The following is a 26,392-nucleotide window of genomic DNA, read 5'->3' on the forward strand; positions in this document are numbered from 1 at the left end:
CCCCTCCCCCGGACCCGCCCGCGATCGACGACGTGCCGGGATCCGATCCCTGACCTCCCACCTGACGGTGGTGACCCACGGACCTCACCCCGAGGGGAGCGGTTCTCCCTCCCCGGGGCGGAAGCCCAGGGATTTCCGCACAGGCACGGAAGGAATTCGATGACCGGTCAGGAAACGGCGACCACAACGGCGGTCGCCCGGTGGGTGACCGGGCTGTTCGCGCCACAGGTTCTGGTCATCGGGCTGCCTCCGCTCGTCGGGCTGCTGGCCGACGGGTGGCCGGGGGCGGCCTGGGGACTGGTGGCCTCGGCCCTGTGCGGCGGCGTCCCCGCCGGGGTGATCCTGGCCGGGGTCCGTTCGGGGCGGCTGGACTCCCATCACCTCGTGGACCGGGCGAGCCGGACGGGGCCGCTGCTGGTGGCGGTGGCGGCGGTGCTCGTGGCGCTGGTGCTGCTGATCCTCCTGGGCGCTCCCCGGTTGCTGGTCGCCACGGTCACCGCGATGCTGGCCGCGCTCGCGGTGACGGTCCCGGTCACCCTCGCGTGGAAGATCTCCTTCCACGCGGCCGTGTCGGCGGGCTCCGTCGTGGTGCTCGCCCACGTGTTACCCGCCGTGCCGACCCTCGTCGTGGGCGCGCTGCTCGTGGCGACGGTGTGCTGGGCCCGGGTACGGCTCACCCACCACACCCCGGCCCAGGTCGTCGCCGGAGTCCTCATCGGCGCCGGTACGGCCTGGGCGGTCCTGAGCGGCTTCGGCCCCTGACCGGGGCCCGGAGGGGCCTTACCCGCTCGGTCTTCGGTCCTTCGGCCTCTCAGCCCCTCACTCCCTCGGCCCTCGGCCTCCCCGGCACCCGGCCCTCCGGCTCCCGGCTCCCGGCTCCCGGCTCCCGGCTCCCGGGGGAAGATCCCTCAGAGCAGGGTCTTGAGGAACTCCCTGGTCCGCCCGTCACGGCTGTATTCGGCGGCGACGAAGTCGGTGACCCCGATCTCGGCGAGCGCCTCGATCTGGGCGGCCACGGCGTCCTCGTCGCCGACCATCGCCACTCCGCCCGGGCCCTCGACGCCCTCCCTGTCGAGCATCGCCCGGTAGGACGGCAGGTGGCCGTAGATCGCGAACTTCGCCGAGGCCTCCGCCCTGGCCGCCTCGACGTCGTCGGTGACGCAGATGGGCAGCGTGCACACGATCCTGGGCGCGGGACGGCCGGCCGCCCGGGCGGCCTCGGTGATGGCGGGCACGACATGCTCGGCCACGGTCTTGGGGCCGGTCATCCACAGCACCGTGCCGTCGGCCACCTCGCCGGCCAGCTTGAGCATGCGAGGGGCCAGCGCGGCGAGGAGCACGGGCATGTTCCCCGTGCCCGGTGTCGACAGCTCGATGTTCGCCTTGAGGGTCTCCCCCTCGAAGGACGCCTTCTCCCCGCGGACGAGCGGCATCAGGACGGACAGGTATTCGCGCATGTGCCGGGCGGGCTTGTCGAAGCTGTAGCCGTACATGCCCTCGATCACCATCTGGTGCGAGAGGCCGATGCCGAGCGCGAGCCGTCCGTCCACGGCGGCGTTGACCGTGAGCGCCTGCTGGGCGAGCGCGGCCGGATGACGGGGGTAGGTCGGCACGACGCCGGTGCCGAGCTCGATCCCGGGCACCTGGCTGCCGACCACCGCGAGCGCGGTCAGCGCGTCCAGGCCGAAGATGTTGGACACCCAGGCCGAGGAGAAGCCCTCGTCGGCCCCACGGGCGACTCGCTCCCGCAGCTTGCTCAGCGCGTCCGGCCCCTTGGGCTCGTTGAGAAACAGTCCGAATCGCATCGCTACCGAACCTCATTCTAGATTTTTCGTTCAGTGTAGGGCCCAGCGGCCCCGATCGACCGCCCCGCAGGCGATCCGGGCCCGTTCGATCATCCGGGCCCGCGATCGTCATGGGCGGCCGGACGGACTCGCGGCCACCGAAGCGACGGGAGACGGGAGACGAGCCCTCCATTGCCGGAAAAGGCCTGCGGCCTCCTCCGGCAATGGAGGGCGGGGCGCACGGGATGTCCCCGGGATGACCGGCGCGGCGGATGCGCCGCCGCGGCGACTAAGGTCAAACGTCTACAACAGTCATCATTATGGCAATAAACGGTCAAAGACATCATTAATGCACTCAGGGCAGATAAGGTGCGAGAGTTACGAAATCAGACAAGAGCGACTGAATGGTTCGCATTTCAATGCATGGATAGTCATGCGTACTCGCCATGACCTATCGGAGAAAATCACCCTCCGACCCGCCCGGCCGACTCACCTCTCCGGCGGCTCGTCACCGGCGACCCCGCCGGAAAATCCACCGGAGAACGGTCCGGCCGCGCCGGCGAACGGGGGCTCGGACCCGGCTTTGCCCCGCCCCGGGCGAGGAATCGGAACCCTCCCCACAGGGGGCCATCTAAAATGATCTTGACTTCCCGGGGTTCTTCCAGAGGAATCCCCGGGCATGGAAAACCCGACGGACCATGTAGTCCGTCGGGCTCCGACCTGCGTCTTACTACTGTGGGCGATACTGGGATCGAACCAGTGACCTCTTCGGTGTGAACGAAGCGCTCTCCCGCTGAGCTAATCGCCCGCCCCGTCGGCGACCTCTCGATGCCGACGTGAGAAACCATACCGCACTCCGAGACCGCTCGCGAAGCGGTCCCGACCACCAAGATGATCTTGGAGGTGACAGGATCGGTGAAGCAAAGGTCTGGGGATGCATCCGGCAGGGGGCTACGGTGTCATAGCATCGTCCTGATCCACAGAAGCACCGAACGACCCGAGCTAGACCCCTATCTCCTGAGACGCCCTAGCGGGGAGTCGACGGTGACCAAAACGATACGCAAAACCCTTGTAAATACGGCCCTGTTGGTGATGTTTAGCCAGGTAGATGCCCAAATGTCGCGCTGTGATGTGTGTTACAGAAGGGCGTGGAGGCGGAATCTTTCCTACAGGTTTCTTTGTTCCGCGTGCATAGCTCGGGACGAAGTCCGTCAGAGCATCAAAAGCCCCGAAGAGGGGACCGACGACGAAAAGGTTTGGCTGACGATGAACAGCTCCACCGTCTCTGCCGAGCTGGGCCTTCGGCTTGTGGTCCCCGACCGTACCACCGTCCCCCTGCTAGCCGGACTCAGCTACACGGCCGACGATCCATACGCGATCCGGATGGCCTTCCACGTGGGGAACGACGAACCGGTCGAGTGGATCTTTGCCCGTGAGTTGCTGACAGTCGGCATCGTGCGGCGCGTGGGCGACGGAGACGTCCAGGTGTGGCCCGCGCGTGCCGATGGTGAGCGCACCCTGCACATCAGCCTCACGTCGCCGTTCGGACAGGCCCTGTTCGAGGTGCCGCTGGCTCCGCTCACGGAGTTCCTGCACCGGACGTACGAGCTGGTCCCGGCGGGTCGCGAGACCGATTTCATGGATCTCGACGCCGAGCTCAGCAACATGCTCTGGAGTTCCTGACCCATCCGGCGGCCGCCGCCTCCCCGGCCGCCCCTGGCGCGCCCCGGCCGCCTCGCCGCGGCGGGGGACACGCCCCCCGCCGCGTGACCCTCACGTCCGCCCGCCGAGATCCGCGAGCCCGGCCTCCGGGCTCGCGGATCTCGCGTCACAGAGGCCGGACGCCGAATCGCCGCGCACCCGGTCCCCAGGCCGCCGTGGAGCCCGCCGTCCGGGCCGCCGCGCGGTCTAGCCGCCCAGCCTGAGCAACTCCCCGCGCATCCGGGTGATCTCGACGGCCTGGCCGGAGGCGACGTCCTTGGCCATCGTCAGCATGATCCGATCCGTGCCCTCCCCGATCTGCTCCCTGGCCATCGTCATCGCCGCCTCATGGTGAACGATCATCAGCTTCAGGAAGAGCCTGTCGAACTCCACCCCCCTGGCCGCCTTGAGCCGGTTCGTCTGCTCCTGCGTGATCACGTGGCCGTCATGGCCGTCGTGACCGTCCGGCGCCGGCCGACCGGCCGATTCCAGCCAGGACGTCAGGGCCGCGATCTCGGGCCGCTGGGCGGCGGTGATCCGCTCGGCGAGTTTCCACAGGACCGGTGAGGACGATCTGGGCCGCACCAGCGCGGCCATCTCCAGCGCCTGCCGGTGGTGCGGGATCATGCCCTCGGCGAACCTCACGTCGGCCGCCGTGACCCTCGCCTCGGACTCTCCGAGATCCTCCCCCGGCCGTGCCGTACGGCCCGCGTCGCCGGGGCCGCCCGGGATGATCACCGGTGCGCCGGTGCCCGCGACAAGCGGGGTCCGCGGCTCCGGTTCGGCCGCCGCGCAGCCGACGAGACCCGATGCGATCAAGATCGCAACAATAATCCGATCCGGCAGACGCAACCTCCGCATAGTTTTAATAATGGGGCAAAAGAGCCGACTCGATGGGGGCACTGTGCGATCGACCGTGGCATCCGGCCTGTGCGCGTTAGTTCTGGTGGCCGGATGCGCCGCGGATCCCGGGCCCGCGGATCCGCCGGTCGCCGCCACCTCGACGGGCGCGACGGCCTCCGGGGACCCCTCGCCCTCGGGTTCCCCCGAGGGCTCGGAAGAGGTCATCAAGAGCGCCAATGTCACACATGTGGCCAACGTGCCACCCCAGGCGCCGCTCGACGGCCCCCAGGCCTGGGGCACCGATCTCGCCTTCCAGGGCGATCACGCGTTCGTCGGCAACTTCGACGGCTTCAGCGTGTTCGACATCTCCGACCCCGCCAAGCCCACCGCGGTCAGCCGGGTGCTCTGCCCCGGCGAGCAGAACGACATCTCCGTGAGCGGGAACCTGCTGTTCCTGTCCCTCGACGCGGCGCGCGTCGGGCCGGAGTGCGACAGCGCGGAGCAGCGGGGCACCGGCTGGGAGGGCATCCGGATCTTCGACATCACGGACAAGGCCCATCCCACGTTCGTCTCGGCGGTCCGCACGGAATGCGGCTCCCACACCCACACGGTCGTCCCCGGCAAGAACCCGGACACGGTCTACCTCTACGTCTCCTCCCCCGGCCCCGAACAGTCGGCGACCTGCCCGGCCCCGCACAACAACATCTCCGTGGTCGAGGTGCCCGTCAAGGACCCGTCCGCCGCCAAGGTGGTGTCGCAACCCAAGCTTTCCGGGCAGAGCGGCCAGGAGGAGATCGCCAGCGGCTGCCACGACATCACGGTCTACCCGGAGAAGGACCTGGCCGCCGCCGCCTGCTTCGGCGACGGGTTCCTGCTGGACATCTCCGACCGGGTCAAGCCCACGGTGCTCCAGCGCGTGAGCGACGAGGAGAACTTCTCGATCTGGCACTCGGCGACGTTCAACAACTCCGCCACCAAGGTCGTGTTCGGCGACGAGCTGGGCGGCGGCGGGAGCGCGACCTGCGACGCCGACACCCCGAAGACCAAGGGGGCGAACGCCGTGTACGACCTCACCCCGGACCGCACGCTCAAGCTGCGCGGCTATTTCAAGATCCCCCGGGAGCAGGACCCCACGGAGAACTGCGTCGCGCACAACGGTTCGCTGATGCCGGTCCCCGGCAAGGACATCCTGGTCCAGGCCTGGTACCAGGGCGGAGTGTCGATCGTGGACTTCACCGCCGAGCCCAAGGAGATCGGCTTCTTCGAGCGCGGCCCGGTCGAGGGGCTCGGCGGCTCCTGGTCGGCCTACTACTACAACGGCTACATCTACTCCAGTGACATCACCAGGGGCCTGGACGTGCTCCGCGTCGACGACCCGCTGACCGACCCGGCCAAGAAGGTCACGATGAGGGAACTGAACGCCCAGACCCAGATGTCCTACCCGGACTGATCCCCTCAGGGGTCGAGGTCGGCGGCTCCGCGCTCGGCGAAGATCTTCATCGCCTTGGCGGTGATCGGGCCCGGAGCGGCCGGCAGCACGGTCTGGTCGACCGCGCGGATCGGCTGGATGTCACGGGTGGTGGAGGTCAGGAACGCCTCGTCGGCCTCGTAGAGGGCCGACAGCGGGACATCCTCCTCCGTGCCCCCGCACCACTCCAGCGTCAGCGCGCGGGTGACCCCGGCCAGGCAGCCCGAGGCGAGCGTGGGAGTGATCAGCCGGCCGTCGCGCACGATGAAGACGTTGCTGCCGGTGCCCTCGCAGAGGTCACCCGCGAGGTTCTCGAAGATCGCCTCCGCGCCGCCCCTCGTCTTGGCGTAGAGCAGGGCCTTGGCGTTGTCGCCGTAGGAGGTGCTCTTGACGCCCGCGAGCGCGCCGCGCTCGTTGCGCGGCCAGGGCACGACGGTGACGTCCGCGGTGGCGGGGAACGGCGCCTGCTCACCGACGATCACCACGGCCGTGCAGCCCTGGTCACCGCGGTCGGAGCCGAGCGGTCCCGGACCGCTGGTGTAGGTGACGCGGATCCTGCCGAGCGGCCACGGCGGCGCCTCCGCAAGGCAGGCGCGGATACCGGCGGCGATCGCGTCCACGTCGGGCTCGGGCAGGTCCATGCGCTGAGCCGACAGCCGAAGCCGGTCCAGATGACGGGTGAGGGCGAACGAGGCTCCGTTCATGCACTTGATCGTCTCGAACACTCCGTCACCGACCATCAGTCCGTGATCGAAGACTGAGACGATGGCCTGATCCGGAGGGATAAGTGCCCCGTTAACCCATACGGGTACGTTCATGCGACTCCTTCTAAGCTGATGTGGAAGCCAGCGCGATGAGCCGGGAGGCCTTCAACTCGGTCTCGTCCCACTCGCGGCGCGGATCGCTACCCCAGGTTATGCCCGCGCCCGTACCGAAGTGGATTTCACCGGGCGAGAGCCAGAACGTGCGGATTCCCACGGCCAGCGATGCCCGGCGCCGGTCGGCGTCGACCCAGCCCACCGTTCCACAGTACGGCCCTCGCCGCTCCGGTTCGAGCTCATCGATGATCCGCAGGGCGGAGGATTTCGGGGCCCCGGTCACGGAACCCGGAGGAAACGTCGCGGAGAACAGCTCGGGCCAGCCGTATTCCGGCGCGAGCCGCGCCCGGACCGTGGAGACCAGGTGCACGAGACCCGGATGCTCCTCCACCTCGCACAGCGCGGGCACGCTCACCGAGCCGACCTCGGCGACCCGGCCCAGGTCGTTGCGGACCAGGTCGACGATCATCACGTTCTCCGCGTAGTCCTTCTCCAGCAGGTCCTCCGCCGTGACCCCGGTCCCCTTGATCGGCCTGGACTCGATCACGTCGCCGTCCCTGGACAGGTAGAGCTCCGGGGAGGCGGACACGACGCTCACCTCCGGCAGGCTCACCGTCGCCGCATAGGGCGCGGGATTGCCCTCCGCCAGCCGTACGGCCAGCGCCAGCGGGTCCGGGCTCCCCGGCAGGGGCGCGCTCAGCACCCGGCACAGGTTGGCCTGGTAGACGTCACCCCGCTCGATGTGATCGCGGATGCGGCGCACGCCGTCCTCGTAGGCGGCCCGGTCCAGCGAGCTGCTCCACGACGACGGATGCGGTCCCCGCCAGGGGCCGCGCGGCGAGGGCAGCGGCGCCAGCCGGACGTCGTCGAACCTGGCACACGTCACCTTGCCCTCGTAGTCGACCACGACGGCCCACCAGCCCTCGCCGTCGAGCGCCGCCAGATCGGTGGTGACGTCGCGGAGCCGGGTCGCCAAGTACCCAGTGACATGCGCAAATGAACCATGCACGCCTCTATTGTCCCGCCATCTTCGCTTGACTCGTCATCCTCGCGAGAAAGCGCACCGGCGCGGGCCGCGGGCGGGCGACGCCGGCGACCCACACCCGCAGGTGGGTGACGCCGGCGACCACGCCCGCGGACGGATGACGCCGGCGGCTACGACAGAGGGCCGGTGATCGACTCCGCGGCGGCGGCGACCGTGTTGTCGGCGACGAGCTGAACCACCGTCTCGATCTCCGGGGCCAGGAACCGGTCCGGTCCGGGGCCGGGGACGGTCTCACGCAGGGCGGCCACCACGGCCCCGGTCGCGGGGGCGGGCCGGTGCGGCGCCCGCAGATCCAGCGCCCGGGCCGCGGTGAGGATCTCCACCGCGAGGACCCTGGTGAGGCCGTCCACCGAGCGGCGCAGCTTGCGCGCGGCCGACCAGCCCATGGAGACGTGGTCCTCCTGCATGGCGGAGCTCGGGATGGAGTCCACGCTCGCGGGCACGGCCAGGCGCTTGAGCTCGGAGACGATCGCGGCCTGGGTGTACTGGGCGATCATGTGGCCGGAGTCCACGCCGGGGTCGTCGGCGAGGAAGGCGGGCAGGCCGTGGCTGCGGGCCACGTCCAGCATGCGGTCGGTACGGCGCTCGGAGATGCTCGCCATGTCCGCGACCGCGATGGCGAGGAAGTCGAGCACGTAGCCGACCGGGGCGCCGTGGAAGTTGCCGTTGGACTCCACCCGGCCGTCGGCCAGGACCACCGGGTTGTCGATCGCGGAGGCGAGCTCGCGCGTGGCGACGGAGGCGGCGTGCGCGAGGGTGTCGCGGGCGGCTCCGGCGACCTGCGGGGCGCATCGCAGTGAGTAGGCGTCCTGGACGCGGGTGCAGGTGCCGTCCCGGTGGGATTCCATGATCCCGGAGTCCTTGAGCAGGGCCCGGAGGTTGGCGGCGCTGGCGGCCTGCCCGGGGTGCGGGCGCAGGCCCTGCAGGTCGGCGGCGAAGACGCGGTCGGTGCCGAGCAGCGCCTCCACGCTCATGGCGGCGCTGATGTCGGCGGTCCTGAACAGGCGGGTGAGGTCGTCCATGGCCAAGATGAGCATGCCGAGCATGCCGTCGGTCCCGTTGATGAGCGCCAGGCCCTCCTTGGCGGCCAGCTCGACGGGCTCGATGCCCGCCTGCTTCAGCGCCTCGGCGGCGTCCGTGCGCTCGCCCGCGGCGTCGCGGACGACCCCCTCGCCCATGATCGTGAGGGCCACGTGGGAGAGCGGCGCGAGGTCGCCGGAACAGCCGAGGCTGCCGTACTCGTGCACGATCGGGGTGATCCGCGCGTTGAGCAGGCTCTCCAGCACCTTGGCGGTCTTCGGGCGCACGCCGGTGTGACCGGTGGCCAGGGTGTGCAGGCGCAGCAACATCAGTGCCCGGGTGACCTCAATCTCCACCTCGGGGCCCGATCCCGCGGCGTGCGAGCGGACCAGAGAGCGCTGCAGCTGGGCACGGAGCGAGGGGTCGATGTGCCGGGTGGCGAGGGCGCCGAACCCGGTCGACACCCCGTAGGCGGGGGTGGGGCTCTCCGCGAGTTCGTCCACGCGGGTGCGGGCGGCGGCCATCGCCGCCACGGCGTCGTCGGTGAGGCGTACGGCGGCGCCGTGGCGGGCCACCTGGACGACCTCTTCGAAGCTCAGCGGCTCCGGACCGATGTTCACGACCACGTTGTCGCGCATGGCGTCACTCTCTCGCATAGTAAGCATTGGTAACCGGTGAACCCGGTGCTGGCTCCTTACATCACAACATACCGGTCCTATTCGGTTTGGGGAGTAGCCGGGTATTCGCTAGAGTTCCCTCAGTGACGCCGAGCCGATCCTGGCAGGCACACGCGGAAGTGGCTCAGTGGTAGAGCATCACCTTGCCAAGGTGAGGGTCGCGGGTTCGAATCCCGTCTTCCGCTCGGAAAGGGACTTCTGTCCCCCACTCGGTGGAGTGGCCGAGAGGCGAGGCAACGGCCTGCAAAGCCGTGTACACGGGTTCAAATCCCGTCTCCACCTCTGGTTTCAGCACGGACGATTAGCTCAGCGGGAGAGCGCTTCCCTGACACGGAAGAGGTCACAGGTTCAATCCCTGTATCGTCCACCACACTCCACGGCAGACCAGGCCTGACCTGGTTAAAAAGTCAAAGCCCCAGTTCACGGCACACACCGAGAATCTGGGGCTTTTTGTCGTTCCGGGTTGTCCGCGGTGCCTGTCGGCACCGGTGCCGATGTTGTGCTGACCCGTGGCGGCTCACCGGAACGCTCCATGATTTACCACCATGAAGGTCGCTTCAGAGACCAAAGTCGGACAGACAAGCGTCCAGACCGTGAACCTCAACGGGGACCGGGCAAACGAAGTCGTAACGATTCACGCGGAGCCGCTGGTCGATGCGGCGCTTGCCTTGAACCACCCGGGTGGTGATGCCGTCCGGTTGGTAGCCGAGCTTCCGGGAGACCGCCAACGACGCCGGGTTGTCCACGAACGCCGATGAAGTGGCCGTTTCTGCGTCCAGCCCGTCGAAGGCGAGGCTCAGGACGGCGGCGCGCATCTCAGTGCCCAGGCCCTTGCCCTGCCAGGCGCGCCCGAGCCAGGAGCCACTGGTGACCTCCCGGCTGGTCGCGAAGTCCGTCGCGCCGACGCCTTGGGAGCCGATGACCTGGCCGTCGTGCACGACGACGAAGTTGGCCTGCCATTCTTCGGGCCGCCACGCGGCGAGCATCCCGAGGTTGTGCTTGACCGTGTTGCGCGGCAACTGGTCGGCGGGGGCCTCTGTCCACGGGTGGAGGAACGGCATGAAGCCGGGCTCGTGCACCCCCTCCAGTGCCCGGTCGGCGAGCTCGTCCAGGTCCGCGAAAGAGGGCAGCCGCAGTTCCAGGCGAGGCGTGGTGAGGCGAAGATCGAGTAGAGGCCAGTGGCGCATATCCGGTGATTATCCCCGTGCGCCTGCCGTACGGCATCCGAATTGATCGCTGGTCGATTCCGGCGGACCACCCGCTTCGTGGTCGACCACGAAGCTCCCCGTGCCAGGAACGGTCACGGTCAATCCATCAGCCCTCAGGGCCCTGTGAACCTTCTGCCCCGTACCCGTGGCAACGCCGAACTCACTCAGCGGCTCAACCACGCTTGGCACACGGCCCCCAGGAGCGCAGATCCCATCATCGATGTTTCGGTCTCCGGGCCTCGGGTTCGCACGATGAGCTCTGAAACGGCTCCGCGTGGCTGCCGCCACGCGATGTGAGCGCGATGAATACTGAACGGCATGCGTGTCGACTTTGATCCCGAGGTCCTGGGCGGGGCGGCTTTCTACCGGTTCCTGACCTCGGTCGTCGTTCCGCGTCCGATCGCGTGGGTCTCCACCGTCACACCCGACGGAGCGGTGGACAACCTCGCTCCGCACTCCTTCTTCAGCGTCGCCAGCACCGATCCCCCGATCGTGCAGTTCACCTCGATCGGCCGCAAGGACTCCCTGCGCAACGTCGAGGACACCGGAGAGTTCGTCGTCAACTTCTCCTCCGAACCGCTGCTGAACCTGATCCGGGCCACCGCCACCGATTTCCCCCGGACCGTGAGCGAATTCGGCTTCGCGGGAATCGAACGCGAAGCCAGCCGTCATGTGCGACCGCCCCGGGTGGCCGCCTCTCCCGTTGTCCTGGAATGCCGTTCACACACCACTCTGCGCATGGGTAACTCCACCTTGGTGTTCGGCAGGGTCTTCCTCGCGTCGGTGCACGAGGAGTACATCGTCAACGGCCGGCCCGACGCCGAGCGGCTGCGCCCGTTGACCAAGCTCGGCGGCGACGAATGGGGGACGCTGGGCGAGATCTTGCACCTGAGCCGCATCCCTTACGAGGAGCCGCAGGCCGAATGACCCGTTGAGTCCGGAGGCTTCCCCGGCACGGTTCGGGCGAGCATGCCGCGGCCGACGCCGAACCGGTCACGCCGGCGCCCGAAGTCCTGTTCTCCCGCATTCCGTCCGGCCTCGAAGGTCTGAGAAGCGATCTGACCTCATGTTGGCTTGAGGTAGCAAGGTGGTCCGGGTGAAGACAACAGAGATCATCGAGCAGGCCCGCGAGATCGAGGCGATCAAGCGGGTGGTCGCCATGATCGAGCACTCCCAGAACAACGAGCTTCCCGACGAGTTCGTCGGCCTGTTCCGGTCCGACGCGATCTGGACGACGGGCGGGGGGAAGCTCCTGATCGGTCGCGATGAGATCGGAGAAGGCCCGCTCACCGGTGTGGCCGGTGAGCGGGTCTCGACGGCCGCCGGCCCGGGTTCGCCGGCCTGGAGATTCCTCGGCGTGTTCGATCGGCTGATTCACCCCGTCGTCGCGGAAGGCGACGCCGGTGACGGGTTCGTCGCGTCGAGCCGCCGCGGCCGGTGTCGCGGCGTCAGTCGGCGACGTCGGAGAAGGCGACGACCTTCTCGATGCGGACCCGGACCAGCAGCTCGCCGGGGACGCCGTTGCGGGCGCCGTACTCCTGTGCCAGATCCGCGCCCATGTAGCGGGCGGCGATCCGGGTCGCCCAGTCACGGAGCGCTTTCGGCTCGTCGCTGAGGTCGGCCCTTCCCTGCATCGTGACGAAGTCGAAGGGCGGCCGCTCGTCGTCGACGCATATCGCGACCCGGCAGTCTCGTGCCAGGTTGCGGCCCTTGACGGTGCTCTGACCGGTCATGAAGATCAGGTCGTCGCCGTCGAGCAGGAACCACACGGGCGCGATGTGCGGGCTCCCGTCGACCCGTACGGTCGACAGCTTGCCGGTGCGGGTCCCCTCCGAGACGAACGCCTGCCACTGCTCCTTCGACATTTTCTGTGCCATGTCTCCATCCTGCAACCATCGCCCGCCGAATCGCCGACCGCCTCGCCGGACCGCGCCGTCCTCGCGTCCACCGGGACGGGCCGGGACCTGACGCGCCGTCCGGGTGCGGGAGGACTCGGTGCCCGGCGCACGGCAAGGAGCTCGCGACCGAGGTCGTCGAGGACAGCGGGCCTCGGCGGACGAGGGGGCCGCTCCGAGGTCTCCGGGGGACCGAACAGGAGTGCCGCCGGAGGTCGGACCTCCGGCGGCACCCTGTCGTCGGCTCCGCCGACGTGGCGGCGTTGTCGGCGTCGTCGACTGCTTCTGGTTTTCCTACGGGTTGACGTTGATAGTGAAGGTGGACGTCGTGTTCCTGATGTTCACGGCGTTATTGGTCATCCTGAGGTTGTTGAACGTCACCGAGCCGACCGCGGGTCCCTGGCCGGGCTCGGGCATCTCGTTGGCCCAGATGCCGAACCCGGACTTGGCGTCGAAGGCGTCGCCGCTCTTCTGGGCACCCGAGATGGAGACGTTCGTGAAGACCGTGTCCGTGACCGGGAACTGCGGCTGGCCTCCCACGTAGTTCGTCTGGAACATGATGCCGCTGTAGGTCGGGTCCACGATGTCCACGTCGCTGACGCGGATGCCCTGGAACACCTTCGAAGCGGAGAAGACCCAGATCGCCGGGAAGGTCTGTCCTCCCCAGAAGTGCCCGCCGGCGCGGACGATCGAGATGTTCTCGAACCTGGTGGGCGGGCTGGCGCCGAAGCCGTTCATCGGGTAGCCGAAGTCGAGCGAGCTGATCGTGATGCCGGAGTAGACCAGCGTGTCCGCGATGTAGATGTTCCTGAACACGTTGTCGTACCCGCCGTAGACCGCGACACCGGCGGCACGCCAGGTCAGGATCGAGGTCAGGTTCTCATACACGTTGCCTCTCATATCGGATCCACCGCCGTCGATGGCCGAGAACAACGCGAAGCTGTCGTCTCCGGTCGCGCGGGCCTCGTTGTTGCTGACGAGGTTGTCCGTGCTGCCGTTCGTCATGTTGATGCCGTCGGCGAACATGTTGCGGATACGGGAGTTCTTGATCGTCACCCGGTCGGTGTTCAGGCCCCAGTACAGGCAGACCATGTGCTCGTTCCAGATGTTGTCGATCACGATGTTGGCGACGTTGGCGAAGTCGAACACCTTGCCCGGACCGTCGATGCGTGAGGTGTAGTTACCGAAGTAGGCGAAGTTCGAGAACGAGGAGCCTCCCGCCGATCCCTCCGCGCGGAAGCCGATGTCGGTGTTGTCCTGGGTCGTCGGAGCGCGGAACTGGGTGTACCACGGACCGGCGCCGACCACCTTGACGGCCTTGCCGTACACCTGGAACTTGCTCGCCGTCTGGTAGGTGCCCGGCGGCAGGTAGACGCCGACGAGGGTGCCGGTGGTGTCCATCCGGACCCGGTCGAGCGCGTTCTGCACGTCCTGGTGCGCGAAGCCCGTGGGCACCGCGTAGGTGGTGGGGTTGGGGTTGGCGATGGGCGCGACCTGCTCCAGGTTGATGAAGTCGATCGCGTACGTCGTCGTGTTGGCGGGGTCCTTCTGCAGCCTGATCTTGCTGCCGGCCGGGACGGTCGTCCCGAGCATGACGTTGGCCTCGTCGTAGATGTGACGTGCGCCCGCTCCCGGCGAGTTGCCGGGTGACGCCTCGTTGCCGTACAGCCACGCGTACTTGGAGGTCAGGTCGATGGGCTTGAGGAAGGTGCCGTTGACGTAGATGTTGAGGGTGGAGTTGATCCCGCTGCCGCCCGCCGCGTCCGGGATGGAGAACCGGGTGACGAGGGTGTTGGTGCTGGCCTTGGTGGTGAACTCGACGTAGCTGCCGTTGGAGTTCAGCGTCACGGCCTTGCGGCCGGAGGCCTCGCCCGCCAGGGTGCCGACGTCCCGGCTCGGGCCGACGACGGCCGCGCCGCCGCCGGTGACGGCGTCCTCGGCCTCATACATGTCGTAGGGCATGTTGGCGCCGCGTCCGACGAAGAACGACTGCGTGCCGGTGTTGTTCGCCCGCTTCACCGGCAGTTCGTTGGCGTCGTCGGCCAGCACCGTCTTGACGGTGTACTTGCCGTTGGCGGCCGTCCACGTTCCCAGGTTGACCGGGGCCGTGGTGGCGCCGGCGGCGATCACGCCGCTGTAGGAGCCGGTCAGCGTACGGAGAACGGTGCCGGCCTCGTTGGCGACCGTCAGGGTGATGGCGTGGGCGCCGCCCGCGGAGGCCACGTTGCCCTGGTTCTTGATCGGCACGGAGAAGGTGACGACGTTGCCGTTCGCCGGGTTGCTCGGCGTCCAGCTGGGCACCGCGACGAGGTCCGAGCTGTCGACGGGCCTGACGACGAGCGAGGACGGGTTCGTGAAGGTGTTGTTCGCCTCGTTCTGCTCGATGACGTCGTTGGCCTCGTCGACCTTGGCGCTCAGCGGGTAGGTGGCCGCGTCACGAGGGCCGACGTTGGCGGAGACGTTGGCGGTCGCCCCGGCCGCCAGCGCGCCGACGGCGGCGGTGCCGACCTTGGTGGTTCCCAGATAGAAGTTGACGTTCGTCGCGCCGGAGGCCGCCGTCCCGGCGTTGCTGACCGTGGCCGCCAGTGTGATGGCGTCGGTCTCGATCGGGGACGCGGGAGACGCCGACATGCCCGTGATCGTCAGGTCCGGGTTCGGGGCGGGAGTGCCGATGACCTGGAACTCCGCGACCTGGCCGGCGGGGGCGCCGGTGTTCGTGGTGAACCTGAGCTGGACGTCGGCGACCGTGGCGGTGACGGGGATCGTCACGGTGTTCCCGGTGGCGGGGTTGAAGGTGTGGGCCGTCGCCGAGGACAGGTTGGTGAAGCCGGTGGCGTTCTGCTCACGCCCGAGGACCTGGACGGTCTGCGTGCGCGTCCCCCAGGAGCTGTCGGGGTTCAGCTTCAGCACGACCGAGTTGACGGAGGCGTTCGAGCCCAGCTGCACGGTGATCGTGCTGGGCTGGCCGTTGCCCTCCCAGTAGGTCGCCGTGTTGTTGTCGTTGGCGTTCGTGGCCACGAAGGTGTGAACCGTGCCCGAAGCGGTGATCGCCTTGCCGACGGCCAGGTTGGAGCCGCCGCCACCGCCGCTGCCGGTACGCGTGACGGTGTTGCTGTTCGAGGACTGGTTGCCCGCCGCGTCCTTGGCCCTGACGTAGTAGGAGACCGTCGCGGTGGCCGGCTGGGTGTCGGTGTAGGTCAGGACGTTGCCCGCCACGCTGGCGCGCAGGGCGTTGTTGGCGTAGACGTCGTAACCGGTCACGCCCACGAGGTCGGTCGAGGCGCCCCAGGTCAGCCTGATCTGGCCGGAGCCGGGCTGGGTGTAGGCCAGGTTGGACGGCGCGCTGGGAGCCGTCGTGTCGTTGCCGGAGCCGACGGGACCGTACACCTCGAACTCGGAGAGCTGACCGGCGGGCCAGCCCGTGTTGCCGGTGATGTTCACCCGCACGTATCGGGCGTTGGTCGCGGTGAAGTTGATCGTCACCGTGTTGCCGGTCGCCGGGTTGAAGGTGTATCCGGCGGAGCCGACGGTGGTGGTGGTGGGCGAGCCGCTCGTGCCCGTCAGCACCGACAGGGTCTGCGTCCTGGTGGCCCAGGCCGTCGCCGGCGGCAGCTTCAGGATGACCTGGTTGACGCTGGTCACGGCCCCGAGGTCGATCTGGGCCCACTGCGGGAAGGCGTTGTTGTTGCTCTCCCAGTAGGTGCTCGGGTTGCCGTCGTTGAGGTTGCCGGCCCCGTAGACGTCACTGACGCCGCTGACCGTGGCCGTCTTCCCCGCCGCCAGGTTGGGCCCGGCCGCGGAGGCCGGGGAGACCGGCCCGGCGAGAGCGATCAGGCTGACCGCGAGTGTCGCCGCGATCAGCCGTAACACCGTTACGTACTTCTTTCTCATCGCTTCTTCTATCTCTCGTCTGTAACGACAGGGGGTGGCGGGGAGGCTTTCACCTCCGCCGCGGAATGCACTCGTTTACCGACGGGTGGTGCCTTGCTCGCGAAGTGTGTTCGGGGGTCCGGTGAGCGGGTCGGCGGGTGTGACCCGCCATGCCGATCCGCGAGTCTCGCTCCGTTCGCCGTGAGGAGCCGCGCCGCCCACCGTGTCACCGGCGGGACGGGAAGGTGACCGGCGGAACCGGTGATGTCTGTGAACGTCGAGTTTCGCCCCGGCGCCGGAAGAACGGTGTCCGGGACTTCTTCCGCGTCACCTGTGACGGCGACCCCGGGCGTTCCGGCCAGGCTCGGTCGCGATCTTGACAGCGCTTGTCGCGATCCGGGCCGGGTGACGGCCCGCCGATCGCGTCGACTCGGGAACGATCGGTCTTTGCAACCGCTGCCGCCAGGGCGGCGACCGGCCGCGCAATGCCGAAACCGACATCACCTGGGCCTCTCCGTTGATGAACGGGACAGGCGCACGGCTACGGCGCACTCCTGCCAGAAGTTGCGGAGAATAGAAAGAAACTGAATATAGCTTTGCAAAATTCTTACATTGCTTTGGCCAAAGGTTACATACGTGCTACGGCCACGTCAACGGCTCAAGAAGTTCGACTTGTTATGACATAGCAGACCAAGGCCGTTATGGCCTTTCCGGTCGACGCGAAGTTCCCGGCTCCCTCGGCGACGGACGGGAGCGGGGCCGCGTTCGCGCCCGAAGGTGAATCGCCGTCGGCGCCCGGAGATCTGACAGCACCTGTCAGATCCCGCCTCACTCCGGGAGGGCTCGGCGCCCGCGCGTCCCCGTTCCGGCCGACCCCGATCCGGCGCGGCGAGGACCCTCCGCGCCGATCTCGCCGAGCCCGGAATCCCTCCGGCCGGAACATGACCGCCGCCGAAGCGCCGGACCCGCGCCCCGGCATGCCGGCGGGCTCCGGAACGGCATGGCGAAATTCTTTATGTCAATTTCTTGCGCAGTCGATCTTCATTTTTGCGCCAACTGTTGTAACGTGGCGATGTGTCCAGACGACTTTCAGATGTAGCCAAGTTCGCCGGGGTCAGCGTGGCGACGGTGAGCCGCGTGCTGCACGACAAGCCCGGCATCGCCCAGGCGACCAAGGATTCGGTGCTGACGGCCCTCGACGTGTTCGGGTACGAGCGCCCGGCCAAGTTGCGCAACGAACGGGGCCCGCTCATCGGCCTCGTCCTGCCTGACCTGCAGAATCCCATCTTCCCCGCCTTCGCGGAGCTGGTGGTGTCGGCGCTGATCCGGCGCAACCTGCTGCCGGTCCTCTGCACCCGCACGGCCGACGGGGTGTCCGAGGCGAACTACATCGAGATGTTGCTCGCCCAGCAGGTCGGCGGCATCGTCTTCATCGGCAGCAGCTACGCCGACGCCGGCCCCGAACACTGCCGCACGCTGCGAGAACGCCGGCTGCCGATCGTCCTGATCAACGCCGCGGACGAGAACCTCGACGTGCCCCGGGTCTGCGTGGACGACAGCGTCGCCGTCGATCAGGCGCTGGATCACCTGACGGCCCTGGGACACGAGCGGATCGGGCTGGTTCTCGGCCCCGTGGGGCACGTGCCCTCGGTCCGCAAACTCGCAGCGTACGCGGCCTACGCGCAGGCGCGGGGCGATCGGGAATGGCGAGGGCGCGTCGCCCACACGATCTTCTCGATGGAGGGCGGGGGCACCGCGGCGACGCGCCTGCTGAAAGAGGAGGTCACCGCGCTGATCTGCGCCAGCGACGCCCTGGCGCTGGGCGCGATCCGGGCCGCGCGCAAGCAGGGCCTGAGCGTTCCCGGCGACCTGTCGGTGGTGGGATTCGACGACTCCGCCCTGATGAACGTGACGGATCCGCCGCTGACGACCGTACGCCAGCCGATCCAGGCGATGAGCACCGCGGCGGTCGCGTCGCTGATGTCGCAGATAGACGGCCGTGCCGTGCCCGTCGACGAGGTGCTGTTCGATCCCGAGCTGATCGTGCGCGGCTCGACGGGCATGTGCCGGCGGGGGGATCGTCGCTGACCGGCCATGCCGGTCCCCCTCTTGTCGTCAAATTGCAGTTTTAAGCGCTCTCCTCTGTCGATCCTATCAACTTTTTGCGTTGACCCATGGACTTCTAGCCTCGATGGTTTTACCGTTCTGGCTACACCTCAGCGCTCGAAACCTCGACGCGACATGTCGGCAACCACCCCTTGAACAGACGGCGGCACATGCGTTCCGCCGGCGATGCGGGCTGCGCAGATACAGGTGTGTTCGTACACGAAGGGATCGCATCTGATGAACCGAGCCAGGCGCGGCAGGGCACTCGGGCTGGTGCTCGCCGCCGGCGTGACCATGACCACGGCAGCGTGCGGGGGCGCCCAGGAGAGCGAGTCCGTGGCCGGAGGGCCGGTGACCATCACGGTCAACGGCCTGCCGGCGGCGACCGACGAGTTCAACCGGGCGCACTTCGAGGCCGACGTCAAGGCGTTCGAGGCGAAGTACCCGAACATCAAGATCGACGCCAAGGAGGGTCTCATGGACCCTCAGACGTTCTCCGCCAAGCTCGCCGGCGGCCAGCTTGAGGACGTCTTCTACGTCTACCTCACCGACGCGCAGAACCTGATCGCCAAGCGGCAGGTCTCCGACATCAGCACCCAGCTCGCCGGCTTCCCGGTGACCAAGGACTACAAGCCCGGGCTGATGAAGGTCTTCTCCGACGCCGCCGGCAAGGTCTACGGCCTGCCCGACGAGAACTACTCCCTCGGCCTGATCTACAACCGGAAGCTGTACCAGCGGGCCGGGCTCGACGTGAACAAGCCTCCGGTGACGTGGGCCGAGGTCCGCGAGCACGCCAAGAAGATCAGCGCGCTCGGCAAGGACATCGTCGGCTACGGCGACTACAGCAAGTCCAACACCGGGGGCTGGCACTTCACCGCCGAGGTCTACTCCATCGGCGGCGACGTCGCGGTCAAGGACGGCGACACCTGGAAGGCCGCCTTCAACGACGACAAGGGCAGGCAGGTCCTCCAGCAGCTCAAGGACATGCGCTTCACCGACGACAGCATGGGCAAGCGCCAGCTTCTCGAGTACGACGATCTGATCAAGCTGATGGCCACCGACAAGCTGGGCCTCTACGTCGGTTCGACCGGCGACATGTCCAACATCGTCAACCAGTTCAAGGGCACCTTCGCCGACTACGGCCTGGGCCCCATCCCCGACGGCAAGGGCACGCTGGGAGGTGGCTCCGGCTACATGTTCAAGGCCGGTCTGAGCCCGGAGAAGATCAAGGCCGGTCTGACCTGGCTGACATTCAAGAAGAACCCCGACCGCATCGCGTCCGACAACAAGAACGCGGCGGCCAAGGGCCTTCCGGTCGGCCTGCCCGAACCCAACGTGTGGAGCGGCGCGTCGGAGCAGAAGCTGATCGAGGCGACCAAGCAGTACGCCAACATCCCGTCGGAGAACTTCGCGCCCTTCGCCGCCGCGACCGCCACGATCCCGCTGAAGCTGGAGCCGCCGAACGCCCAGCAGGTCTACGCCGCGCTCGACCCGGTGATGCAGAAGGTCCTGACCGACCCGAGCGCCGACATCGGGCAGTTGCTCACCGATGCGGAGAAGCAGGTCAACCAGATCCTGTCGTCGGTCAAGTGAGGGGGTTTCCGGGCTCTCGGCGGCCGGTCCCCGGCGGCCCGGAAACGCACGTTCGGAAGAAAGAAGAGACTTGATGGCGGTCATCACCGCGAGCCGCGCCCACCGCGGGCCGAACCGGCTGCGCCGCAGGATCGGCGACAATCTCCAGGCCTACCTGTTCCTCGCGGCCGGCCTCGCCAGCTTCGCCCTGTTCTCCTGGTATCCGCTGGTCAAGGGCGTCATCCTCAGCTTCCAGCAGGACAACCTGGTCGTCCCGCCGTACTGGGTGGGCCTGGACAACTTCCGCGCCCTGTTCGCCGACCCGCTGTTCTTCACCGCCTGGCGGAACACGCTGGAGTTCACCGGGCTGGCGCTGGTGTTCGGTTATGCGGTGCCGTTCGTGGTCGCCATGGTGATCAACGAGTTCCGGCATCTCAAGGGCTACTTCCGCATCGCGGTCTACCTCCCGGTGATGCTGCCGCCCATCGTCAGCGTCCTGCTGTGGCAGTACTTCTACGACCCCGGATCGGGCCTGTTCAACTCCGTCCTGGAGAGCCTGCACCTGCCCACCTCGGACTGGACCCAGTCGCCCAAGATGGCGATGATCTCGCTGGTGCTGGTGTCGACCTGGTCGAACATGGGCGGCGCCACCATCATGTATCTGGCCGGGCTGTCCACCATTCCCAGCGAGCTGTACGAAGCGGCCGAGCTCGACGGTGCGAGCGTGTGGCAGCGCGTGCGTCACGTGACGCTGCCGCAGATGCGGTTCGTGCTCCTGGTCCTGCTGCTCCTGCAGATCATCGCGACGATGCAGGTCTTCGTGGAGCCGTACCAGCTCACCGGCACCACCAACGAAGAGACGATCACCGTGATGGTGCTGATCTACCGCTACGCGTTCACCGTCAACAACGACTTCGGGCTCGCCGCCGCGATGAGCGTGCTGCTGTTCGTGGTACTCGCCGCGTTCTCCGCCGTCTACCTGCGGCTGACCCGCAACGCCGACTGAGGAGGGCCCGATGACCGTCACCACCCCCAGCCCGGCCCGCGGCCGGGCCCCCGCTCCCACCCCTCCCGCGACCTCCCCCCGTACGGCACGCCGCCGGCCGCCCGCCCGGCGGACGGCCGCCACCCGCACGCTGATCTCCGACGCCGACCTCAACCGCGGCAGAGGAAGGCTCGTCTACCGGGTCACCCTGGTGACGATGGCGGTGCTGTTCGCACTGATCTTCATCTTCCCGCTCTACTGGATGATCACCGGCGCGGTGAAGTCGCCCGTCGAGCTGGCCCAGCCCACGCCCACGCTGATCCCGCAGACCTGGCATCCGGAGACCTACGCGGAGGCCTGGACGAAGCTGCAGATCGGCAGGTTCCTTCTCAACACCGCCTTCTACACCGTGGGCGGCTGGCTCATCCAGCTCGTCGTCGACGTCGCCGCCGCCTACGCGCTGTCCAAGCTGCGCCCGATCCTGGGCAAGCTGGTGCTGGGCATGATGCTGGCCAGCCTGATGCTTCCGGCGGCGGCGCTGCTGGTCCCCAGCTACCTCACCGTCGTCGATGTGCCGATCTTCGGCGTCAACCTGCTGAACACCCCCTGGGCGCTCTGGCTCCCCGGCGCGGCCAACGCGTTCAACATCTACGTGCTCAAGAGGTTCTTCGACCAGATCCCCGGCGAGCTGATCGACGCGGCCAGCATCGACGGGGCGGGCCGGTTCCGGACGCTGTGGAGCGTCGTGCTGCCCCTCTCCCGCCCGGTCCTCTCCGTGGTGTCGATCTTCGCGATCGTCGGGGCGTGGAAGGACTTCCTCTGGCCGCTGCTGGTGCTGCGGGACCCGGAGGCGCAGACCATCAGCGTGGCCCTGAGCCGGCTGTCCTTCACCGGTTACGTGACCCAGAACGAGATGTTCGCGGGCCTGGCCATCGCCAGCCTCCCCATGATCGTCATCTTCATGATCTTCCAGCGCGGCATCCTCAGCGGCCTCTCCGCCGGCGCGCTCAAAGGCTGAGCCACCCGGCGACCACCCCACCCCCCGTCCCCGGCCGAGGCCGTCCCCGCTCCCTCCGGCCGGGCCGCGTTCCCCTACGGCTCCGGCCAAGCTCACCCCCCACCCCGTCAGGAGTCCATCTCGCCATGCACCGGAAAGCTCGCATCCTCTTATCGACCATCGTCCTCGCCCTGGTGGGCGCCATGATCGCCGTGGCCCCGCCGGCGGTCGCGGCCACCACCACCTACCAGGCGGAGTCGGCGGCGCTGTCCGGCGGAGCGATCGTCGACACCGGGCACACCGGCTACACCGGCAGCGGATTCGTCGGCGGCTACACCGACGCCAACAAGGGCAACACCGCCACCACCTTCACGGTGAGCGCCGCCGCCGCCGGGCCCCGGGCCTTCTCCCTGCGCTACGCCAACGGCACCGGCGCGACCATGTCACTGTCGATCTACGTCAACGGCACCAGGATCCGGCAGACCGTCCTCCCCTCCCCCGGAGACTGGAACACCTGGGCGACCAAGGCGGAGACCCTCACCCTGCGGGCGGGCTCCAACACCGTCGCCTACCGCTTCGACACCACCGACCTCGGCAACGTCAACCTCGACAACATCGCGGTCACCGGAGCGAGCGACCCCACCGACCCGCCCACCGACCCGCCCGTCGGCCTGCCCTACCAGATGGAGACCGGTTTCCTGTCGGGCGGAGCCATCGTCGCCACCGCCGTCGGCGGCTTCAGCGGCACCGGGTACGCGAGCGGATTCACCACCGTGGGCGCCCGCGCCATCCGCACGGTCAACGTGGCCTCCGCGGGCAACGCCGTCACGACACTGCGCTACAGCAACACCACCGGCGGCGCGAAGACCCTGAGCACCTACGTCAACGGCCTCAAGACCGGCCAGATCACGCTACCCGCGGGCAGCGGCTGGCTCACGGCCACGCAGACGCTGCCGCTGCGCGCCGGCCTCAACCTGATCGGCTACCAGTACGACGCCGGCGACACCGGCGGCGTCGCCCTCGACGGCCTGAGCGTCGCCGGTGACCTCACGCTGAACACCCGCGGCGCCACCGTGCCCTACACCGAGTACGAGGCGGAGAACGGCTCGACCAACGCCACCGTCATCGGCCCCGACCGCACCTACCTCACCCTCGCCTCCGAGGCGTCGGGCCGCCGTGCGGTACGGCTCGACAGCACCGGCGAGTACGTCCAGATCACCCTGGCCAAGCCGGCCAACTCGATCGTCGTGCGCTACTCCATCCCCGACAACGCGGCCGGAACCGGCATCACCGCCCCGCTCGCGCTGTACGCGGGCGGCACGAAACTGCAGGACCTGTCCCTCTCCTCGGCCTACAGCTGGGTCTACGGCGAGTATCCCTACGGCAACGACCCCGCGGGCGGCAAGCCGCACCACTTCTTCGACGAGGTGCGCGCCCAGTTCCCCGCCCAGCCCGCGGGCACCGTGCTGAAGCTGCAGAAGGACGCCTCCTCCACCGCGGCCTCCTACGTGATCGACCTCGTCGACACCGAGCAGGTCGCCCCCGCGCTGACCGCTCCCGCCGGCCACCTGTCGATCACCGGCTACGGCGCGGTCGCCGACGACGCCGGCGACGACACCGCCGCGATCAACAGCGCCGTCGCGGCGGCACGCGCCCAGGGCAGGGGCGTGTGGATCCCGGCCGGCACGTTCGTCATCAACGCGCGCGTCAACCTCGCGGGCGTCAGCGTGCGCGGGGCCGGCCAGTGGCACACCACCGTCCGCGGCACCTCGGGCAAGGGCGGCTTCTTCGCCACCGGTTCGGGTGTCCAGATCGCCGACCTGACCATCTCCGGCGACGTGCGCTACCGCGACGACGCCAACTTCGACGCCGGAATCGAGGGGAACTTCGGCTCCGGCTCGCTGGTGCACAACGTCTGGATGGAACACGTCAAGGTCGGCATGTGGATCGACTCCGGCACCGACGGCCTGTACGTCGCCGGTGTACGCATCCGCGACACCTTCGCCGACGGCGTCAACATCCACGCCAACGTCAGGAACACCCGTTTCGACCAGAGCGCCGTGCGCAACACCGGAGACGACGGGCTGGCCATGTTCTCCCAGGGCTCCCCGGTCACGAACTGCGCCTTCACCTTCAACACCGTGTCCCTTCCGCTGCTGGCCAACACCGTCGGCGTCTACGGCGGCAACGGCAACCGGGTCGAGGACAACCTGCTGTCGGACACCGTCACCGGCTCCTCCGGCATCGCGATCAGCACCCGGTTCTCTCCCGTGCCGTTCAGCGGAACCACCTCGGTGCAGCGCAACACGCTGACCCGTACCGGCGGGTTCGAACCCAACTGGGGCGCCCAGCTCGGAGCCCTCTGGATCTACGCCGACACCGCAGACATCACCGCCCCGGTGCTGGTCAAGGACCTCACCATCGTCGACAGCACCTACCAGGCGATCCTGCTCAGCTACCAGAAGACGATCACCAACCTCACCCTCGACCACATCGCGGTCAGCGGTGCCGGCGGCTACGCCATCGAGGCGAACGCCGCGGGCAGCGCCACGGCGAACCACGTGACGGTCACCGGAGCCGCCTCCGGAGGCCTGAACAACCTGACCGGCTACGCCTTCGTACGCGGTCAGGGCAACAGCGGCTGGTAGCCGCGCGAGTCACCGTGGGCGTCCCGCACAGCGCGGGACGCCCACCGCATGTCCATCAGCATCCAGTCAGGAGAACCCGTCCATGCCCCATTCCCCCGCCGCCTGGTGGCGCACCGCCTCGATCTACCAGATCTACGTGCGCAGCTTCGCCGACGGCAACGGCGACGGCATCGGCGACGTCGCCGGCATCCGCGAACGCCTGCCGTACCTGCGTGACCTGGGTGTCGACGCGCTCTGGCTCACTCCGTGGTACGTGTCGCCGATGGCCGACGCGGGCTACGACGTCGCCGACTACCGGGATATCGACCCGATCTTCGGCACCCTCGCCGAGGCCGAGGCGCTCATCGGCGAGGCCCACGAGAACGGTCTGCGGCTCATCGTCGACCTGGTCCCCAACCACTGCTCGGACCGCCACCCCTGGTTCCAGGAGGCCCTGGCCGCGGGACCGGGCTCGGCCGCCCGTGAACGGTTCTGGTTCCTCCCCGGCAGGGGCGAGCACGGCGAGCTGCCGCCCAACGACTGGCGGTCCTACTTCGGCGGCCCCGCCTGGACCCGCGTCACCGAGACCGACGGCTCCCCGGGCCCCTGGTACCTGCACATGTTCGCCCCGCAGCAGCCGGACCTGAACTGGGAACATCCCCAGGTCCGAGCCGAGTTCGAAGACATCCTGCGCTTCTGGCTCGACCGGGGCGTGGACGGTTTCCGCATCGACGTGGCCCATGGCCTGACCAAGAAACCCGGGCTGCCCGACGTCGGCCCCGACCCCGACCCGACCGATCTGCCGTACCAGGACACGGACGGGGTCCACGACATCTACCGCTCCTGGCGTGCCGTCATCGACGCCTACGGGGGCGAGCGCGTCTTCGTCGGCGAGGTGTGGCTGCCCACTCCCGACCAGTTCGTCCGCTACCTGCGACCCGACGAGCTGCACTCGGCGTTCAACTTCGAGTTCCTGTGCTGCGCCTGGGAGGTGGGCCCGGTCCGCGAGGTGATCGAGCAGACCCTCGCCGCGCACGCTCTCGTCGGCGCACCGCCCACCTGGGTGCTCTCCAACCACGACACGATCCGTCACGTCACCCGGTACGGCAGGCAGGAGACCGGGTTCGACATGGGCGACAAGCGCCACGGCGCCCCGACGGACCTCGACCTCGGACTGCGCAGGGCACGGGCCGCGGCCCTTCTCACCCTCGCCCTCCCCGGTGGTGTCTACGTCTACCAGGGCGACGAGCTGGGCCTGGCCGAAGTCGAGGACATCCCCGACGACCTGCTCCAGGATCCCACCTGGGAACGTTCCGGCCACACCGACCGCGGCCGCGACGGCTGCCGCGTCCCGCTCCCGTGGTCCGGCGACCACCCCCCGTTCGGCTTCTCCCCGCCGGACGCACCCGCCGAGCCCTGGCTTCCCCAGCCTCTGGTGTGGAAGGACGCCACCGCCGAGGCTCAGTCGGGCGAGCCCGGCTCCATGCTGTCGCTCTACCGCACCGCCCTGACCCTGCGGCGCACGGATCTGACCCGGCTCCCGGAAACCGTCTCCTGGCTCGGCACCGGCCCGGAAACGGTCGCCTTCACCCGCGGCGACGACTTCGCCTGTGTCGTCAACTTCTCCGAAGCCCCCGTCGAGCTGCCCGCCCACCACGGCGTCCTGCTGGCCAGCGGCCCCGTCACCGGCGGGCTGCTGCCGTCCGACACCTGCGCCTGGCTCCGCCTGGCTCCCGGAGCGGCGTCGGACACGAACGCTCTTTGACCAGGTCGCCG

General features: G+C 68.5%; 18 protein-coding genes and 4 tRNA genes. 13 read left to right on the forward strand and 9 right to left on the reverse strand.

Annotated features, from left to right (window positions below; genetic code table 11):
- Positions 1 to 159 precede the first annotated feature (159 nt).
- A complete protein-coding gene (locus tag J2853_RS19475; protein ID WP_307559925.1) occupies positions 160 to 762 on the forward strand; it encodes a phosphatase PAP2 family protein in 603 nt (200 codons plus the stop codon).
- Positions 763 to 908: 146 nt separating this feature from the next.
- Here the strand turns inward: J2853_RS19475 and J2853_RS19480 are convergent, their stop codons facing one another.
- Both J2853_RS19480 and J2853_RS19485 read right to left on the reverse strand, forming a co-directional pair.
- On the reverse strand, positions 909 to 1,805 hold the full coding sequence (locus J2853_RS19480) for an LLM class F420-dependent oxidoreductase (RefSeq protein ID WP_307559926.1): 897 nt from the start codon (positions 1,803 to 1,805) through the stop codon (positions 909 to 911).
- Positions 1,806 to 2,520: 715 nt separating this feature from the next.
- Positions 2,521 to 2,592, reverse strand: a tRNA-Val gene (locus J2853_RS19485).
- A 458-nt stretch (positions 2,593 to 3,050) separates the two neighbouring features.
- Here J2853_RS19485 and J2853_RS19490 point away from each other — a divergent pair.
- Positions 3,051 to 3,467: an SsgA family sporulation/cell division regulator gene (locus J2853_RS19490; protein WP_089210725.1), complete on the forward strand. Its 417-nt coding sequence runs from the start codon at positions 3,051 to 3,053 to the stop codon at positions 3,465 to 3,467.
- Between the two features lie 225 nt (positions 3,468 to 3,692).
- On the opposite strand, the gene J2853_RS19495 is transcribed toward J2853_RS19490, so the two are convergent.
- Positions 3,693 to 4,304, reverse strand: coding sequence for a DUF305 domain-containing protein (locus J2853_RS19495; RefSeq protein WP_307559929.1), 612 nt, complete (start codon positions 4,302 to 4,304; stop codon positions 3,693 to 3,695).
- 85 nt (positions 4,305 to 4,389) lie between these two features.
- Here J2853_RS19495 and J2853_RS19500 point away from each other — a divergent pair, with 85 nt between their 5' ends.
- Positions 4,390 to 5,778, forward strand: a complete 1,389-nt coding sequence (locus J2853_RS19500) for an LVIVD repeat-containing protein (protein ID WP_307559931.1) — start codon at positions 4,390 to 4,392, stop codon at positions 5,776 to 5,778.
- 5 nt (positions 5,779 to 5,783) lie between these two features.
- On the opposite strand, the gene J2853_RS19505 is transcribed toward J2853_RS19500, so the two are convergent.
- From J2853_RS19505 to hutH, 3 genes are all read right to left on the reverse strand, one after another.
- Entirely contained in the window at positions 5,784 to 6,614 is an 831-nt protein-coding gene (locus J2853_RS19505) for an aminotransferase class IV (protein ID WP_307559933.1), read from the reverse strand.
- A 10-nt stretch (positions 6,615 to 6,624) separates the two neighbouring features.
- Complete coding sequence (locus J2853_RS19510) at positions 6,625 to 7,623, reverse strand: chorismate-binding protein (RefSeq protein ID WP_307559935.1); 999 nt, start codon at positions 7,621 to 7,623, stop codon at positions 6,625 to 6,627.
- Between the two features lie 146 nt (positions 7,624 to 7,769).
- Entirely contained in the window at positions 7,770 to 9,335 is a 1,566-nt protein-coding gene (gene hutH / locus J2853_RS19515; protein ID WP_370879297.1) for a histidine ammonia-lyase, read from the reverse strand.
- A gap of 134 nt (positions 9,336 to 9,469) precedes the next feature.
- Between hutH and J2853_RS19520 the strand changes: the two genes are divergently transcribed.
- The 3 genes from J2853_RS19520 (at position 9,470) to J2853_RS19530 (ending at position 9,726) form a co-directional block, all read left to right on the forward strand.
- Positions 9,470 to 9,541 (forward strand) — tRNA-Gly (locus tag J2853_RS19520).
- 26 nt (positions 9,542 to 9,567) lie between these two features.
- Positions 9,568 to 9,638, forward strand: a tRNA-Cys gene (locus J2853_RS19525).
- A 13-nt stretch (positions 9,639 to 9,651) separates the two neighbouring features.
- A tRNA-Val gene (locus J2853_RS19530) sits at positions 9,652 to 9,726 on the forward strand.
- A 187-nt stretch (positions 9,727 to 9,913) separates the two neighbouring features.
- On the opposite strand, the gene J2853_RS19535 is transcribed toward J2853_RS19530, so the two are convergent.
- Positions 9,914 to 10,543, reverse strand: a complete 630-nt coding sequence (locus J2853_RS19535) for a GNAT family N-acetyltransferase (RefSeq protein WP_307559937.1) — start codon at positions 10,541 to 10,543, stop codon at positions 9,914 to 9,916.
- A 339-nt stretch (positions 10,544 to 10,882) separates the two neighbouring features.
- Between J2853_RS19535 and J2853_RS19540 the strand changes: the two genes are divergently transcribed.
- A complete protein-coding gene (locus J2853_RS19540) occupies positions 10,883 to 11,491 on the forward strand; it encodes a flavin reductase family protein (RefSeq protein WP_307559939.1) in 609 nt (202 codons plus the stop codon).
- Positions 11,492 to 12,012: 521 nt separating this feature from the next.
- Here the strand turns inward: J2853_RS19540 and J2853_RS19545 are convergent.
- Positions 12,013 to 12,441 carry a PPOX class F420-dependent oxidoreductase gene (locus J2853_RS19545; RefSeq protein WP_307559940.1) on the reverse strand — a complete coding sequence of 143 codons (429 nt, stop codon included), beginning with the start codon at positions 12,439 to 12,441 and terminating at the stop codon, positions 12,013 to 12,015.
- A 312-nt stretch (positions 12,442 to 12,753) separates the two neighbouring features.
- Positions 12,754 to 16,350, reverse strand: a complete 3,597-nt coding sequence (locus J2853_RS19550) for a galactose-binding domain-containing protein (protein ID WP_307559942.1) — start codon at positions 16,348 to 16,350, stop codon at positions 12,754 to 12,756.
- A 1,053-nt stretch (positions 16,351 to 17,403) separates the two neighbouring features.
- Between J2853_RS19550 and J2853_RS19555 the strand changes: the two genes are divergently transcribed.
- The 6 genes from J2853_RS19555 to J2853_RS19580 all read left to right on the forward strand — a co-directional run bounded on the left by J2853_RS19555 (position 17,404) and on the right by J2853_RS19580 (position 26,381).
- Positions 17,404 to 18,417, forward strand: coding sequence for a LacI family DNA-binding transcriptional regulator (locus J2853_RS19555; RefSeq protein WP_307559944.1), 1,014 nt, complete (start codon positions 17,404 to 17,406; stop codon positions 18,415 to 18,417).
- Positions 18,418 to 18,672: 255 nt separating this feature from the next.
- Positions 18,673 to 20,028 carry an ABC transporter substrate-binding protein gene (locus tag J2853_RS19560; RefSeq protein WP_307559946.1) on the forward strand — a complete coding sequence of 452 codons (1,356 nt, stop codon included), beginning with the start codon at positions 18,673 to 18,675 and terminating at the stop codon, positions 20,026 to 20,028.
- A gap of 73 nt (positions 20,029 to 20,101) precedes the next feature.
- Entirely contained in the window at positions 20,102 to 21,013 is a 912-nt protein-coding gene (locus tag J2853_RS19565) for a carbohydrate ABC transporter permease (RefSeq protein ID WP_307559948.1), read from the forward strand.
- A gap of 10 nt (positions 21,014 to 21,023) precedes the next feature.
- On the forward strand, positions 21,024 to 22,010 hold the full coding sequence (locus tag J2853_RS19570; RefSeq protein WP_307559950.1) for a carbohydrate ABC transporter permease: 987 nt from the start codon (positions 21,024 to 21,026) through the stop codon (positions 22,008 to 22,010).
- 125 nt (positions 22,011 to 22,135) lie between these two features.
- Positions 22,136 to 24,637: a CBM35 domain-containing protein gene (locus J2853_RS19575; protein WP_307559952.1), complete on the forward strand. Its 2,502-nt coding sequence runs from the start codon at positions 22,136 to 22,138 to the stop codon at positions 24,635 to 24,637.
- 82 nt (positions 24,638 to 24,719) lie between these two features.
- A complete protein-coding gene (locus J2853_RS19580) occupies positions 24,720 to 26,381 on the forward strand; it encodes a glycoside hydrolase family 13 protein (protein WP_307559954.1) in 1,662 nt (553 codons plus the stop codon).
- Positions 26,382 to 26,392: the final 11 nt, after the last annotated feature.

It is taken from the genome of Streptosporangium lutulentum, from assembly GCF_030811455.1.
Taxonomy (GTDB): domain Bacteria; phylum Actinomycetota; class Actinomycetes; order Streptosporangiales; family Streptosporangiaceae; genus Streptosporangium; species Streptosporangium lutulentum.

Bases quoted from the DNA above. Each gene is read 5' to 3' on its own strand.
- J2853_RS19475 (WP_307559925.1), top strand. From the start codon at position 160: ATGACCGGTCAGGAAACGGCGACCACAACGGCGGTCGCCCGGTGGGTG.
- J2853_RS19480 (WP_307559926.1), bottom strand. From the start codon at position 1,805: ATGCGATTCGGACTGTTTCTCAACGAGCCCAAGGGGCCGGACGCGCTG.
- J2853_RS19490 (WP_089210725.1), top strand. From the start codon at position 3,051: ATGAACAGCTCCACCGTCTCTGCCGAGCTGGGCCTTCGGCTTGTGGTC.
- J2853_RS19505 (WP_307559933.1), bottom strand. From the start codon at position 6,614: ATGAACGTACCCGTATGGGTTAACGGGGCACTTATCCCTCCGGATCAG.
- hutH (WP_370879297.1), bottom strand. From the start codon at position 9,335: ATGCGAGAGAGTGACGCCATGCGCGACAACGTGGTCGTGAACATCGGT.
- J2853_RS19535 (WP_307559937.1), bottom strand. From the start codon at position 10,543: ATGCGCCACTGGCCTCTACTCGATCTTCGCCTCACCACGCCTCGCCTG.
- J2853_RS19540 (WP_307559939.1), top strand. From the start codon at position 10,883: ATGCGTGTCGACTTTGATCCCGAGGTCCTGGGCGGGGCGGCTTTCTAC.
- J2853_RS19545 (WP_307559940.1), bottom strand. From the start codon at position 12,441: ATGGCACAGAAAATGTCGAAGGAGCAGTGGCAGGCGTTCGTCTCGGAG.
- J2853_RS19550 (WP_307559942.1), bottom strand. From the start codon at position 16,350: ATGAGAAAGAAGTACGTAACGGTGTTACGGCTGATCGCGGCGACACTC.
- J2853_RS19560 (WP_307559946.1), top strand. From the start codon at position 18,673: ATGAACCGAGCCAGGCGCGGCAGGGCACTCGGGCTGGTGCTCGCCGCC.
- J2853_RS19565 (WP_307559948.1), top strand. From the start codon at position 20,102: ATGGCGGTCATCACCGCGAGCCGCGCCCACCGCGGGCCGAACCGGCTG.
- J2853_RS19570 (WP_307559950.1), top strand. From the start codon at position 21,024: ATGACCGTCACCACCCCCAGCCCGGCCCGCGGCCGGGCCCCCGCTCCC.
- J2853_RS19575 (WP_307559952.1), top strand. From the start codon at position 22,136: ATGCACCGGAAAGCTCGCATCCTCTTATCGACCATCGTCCTCGCCCTG.
- J2853_RS19580 (WP_307559954.1), top strand. From the start codon at position 24,720: ATGCCCCATTCCCCCGCCGCCTGGTGGCGCACCGCCTCGATCTACCAG.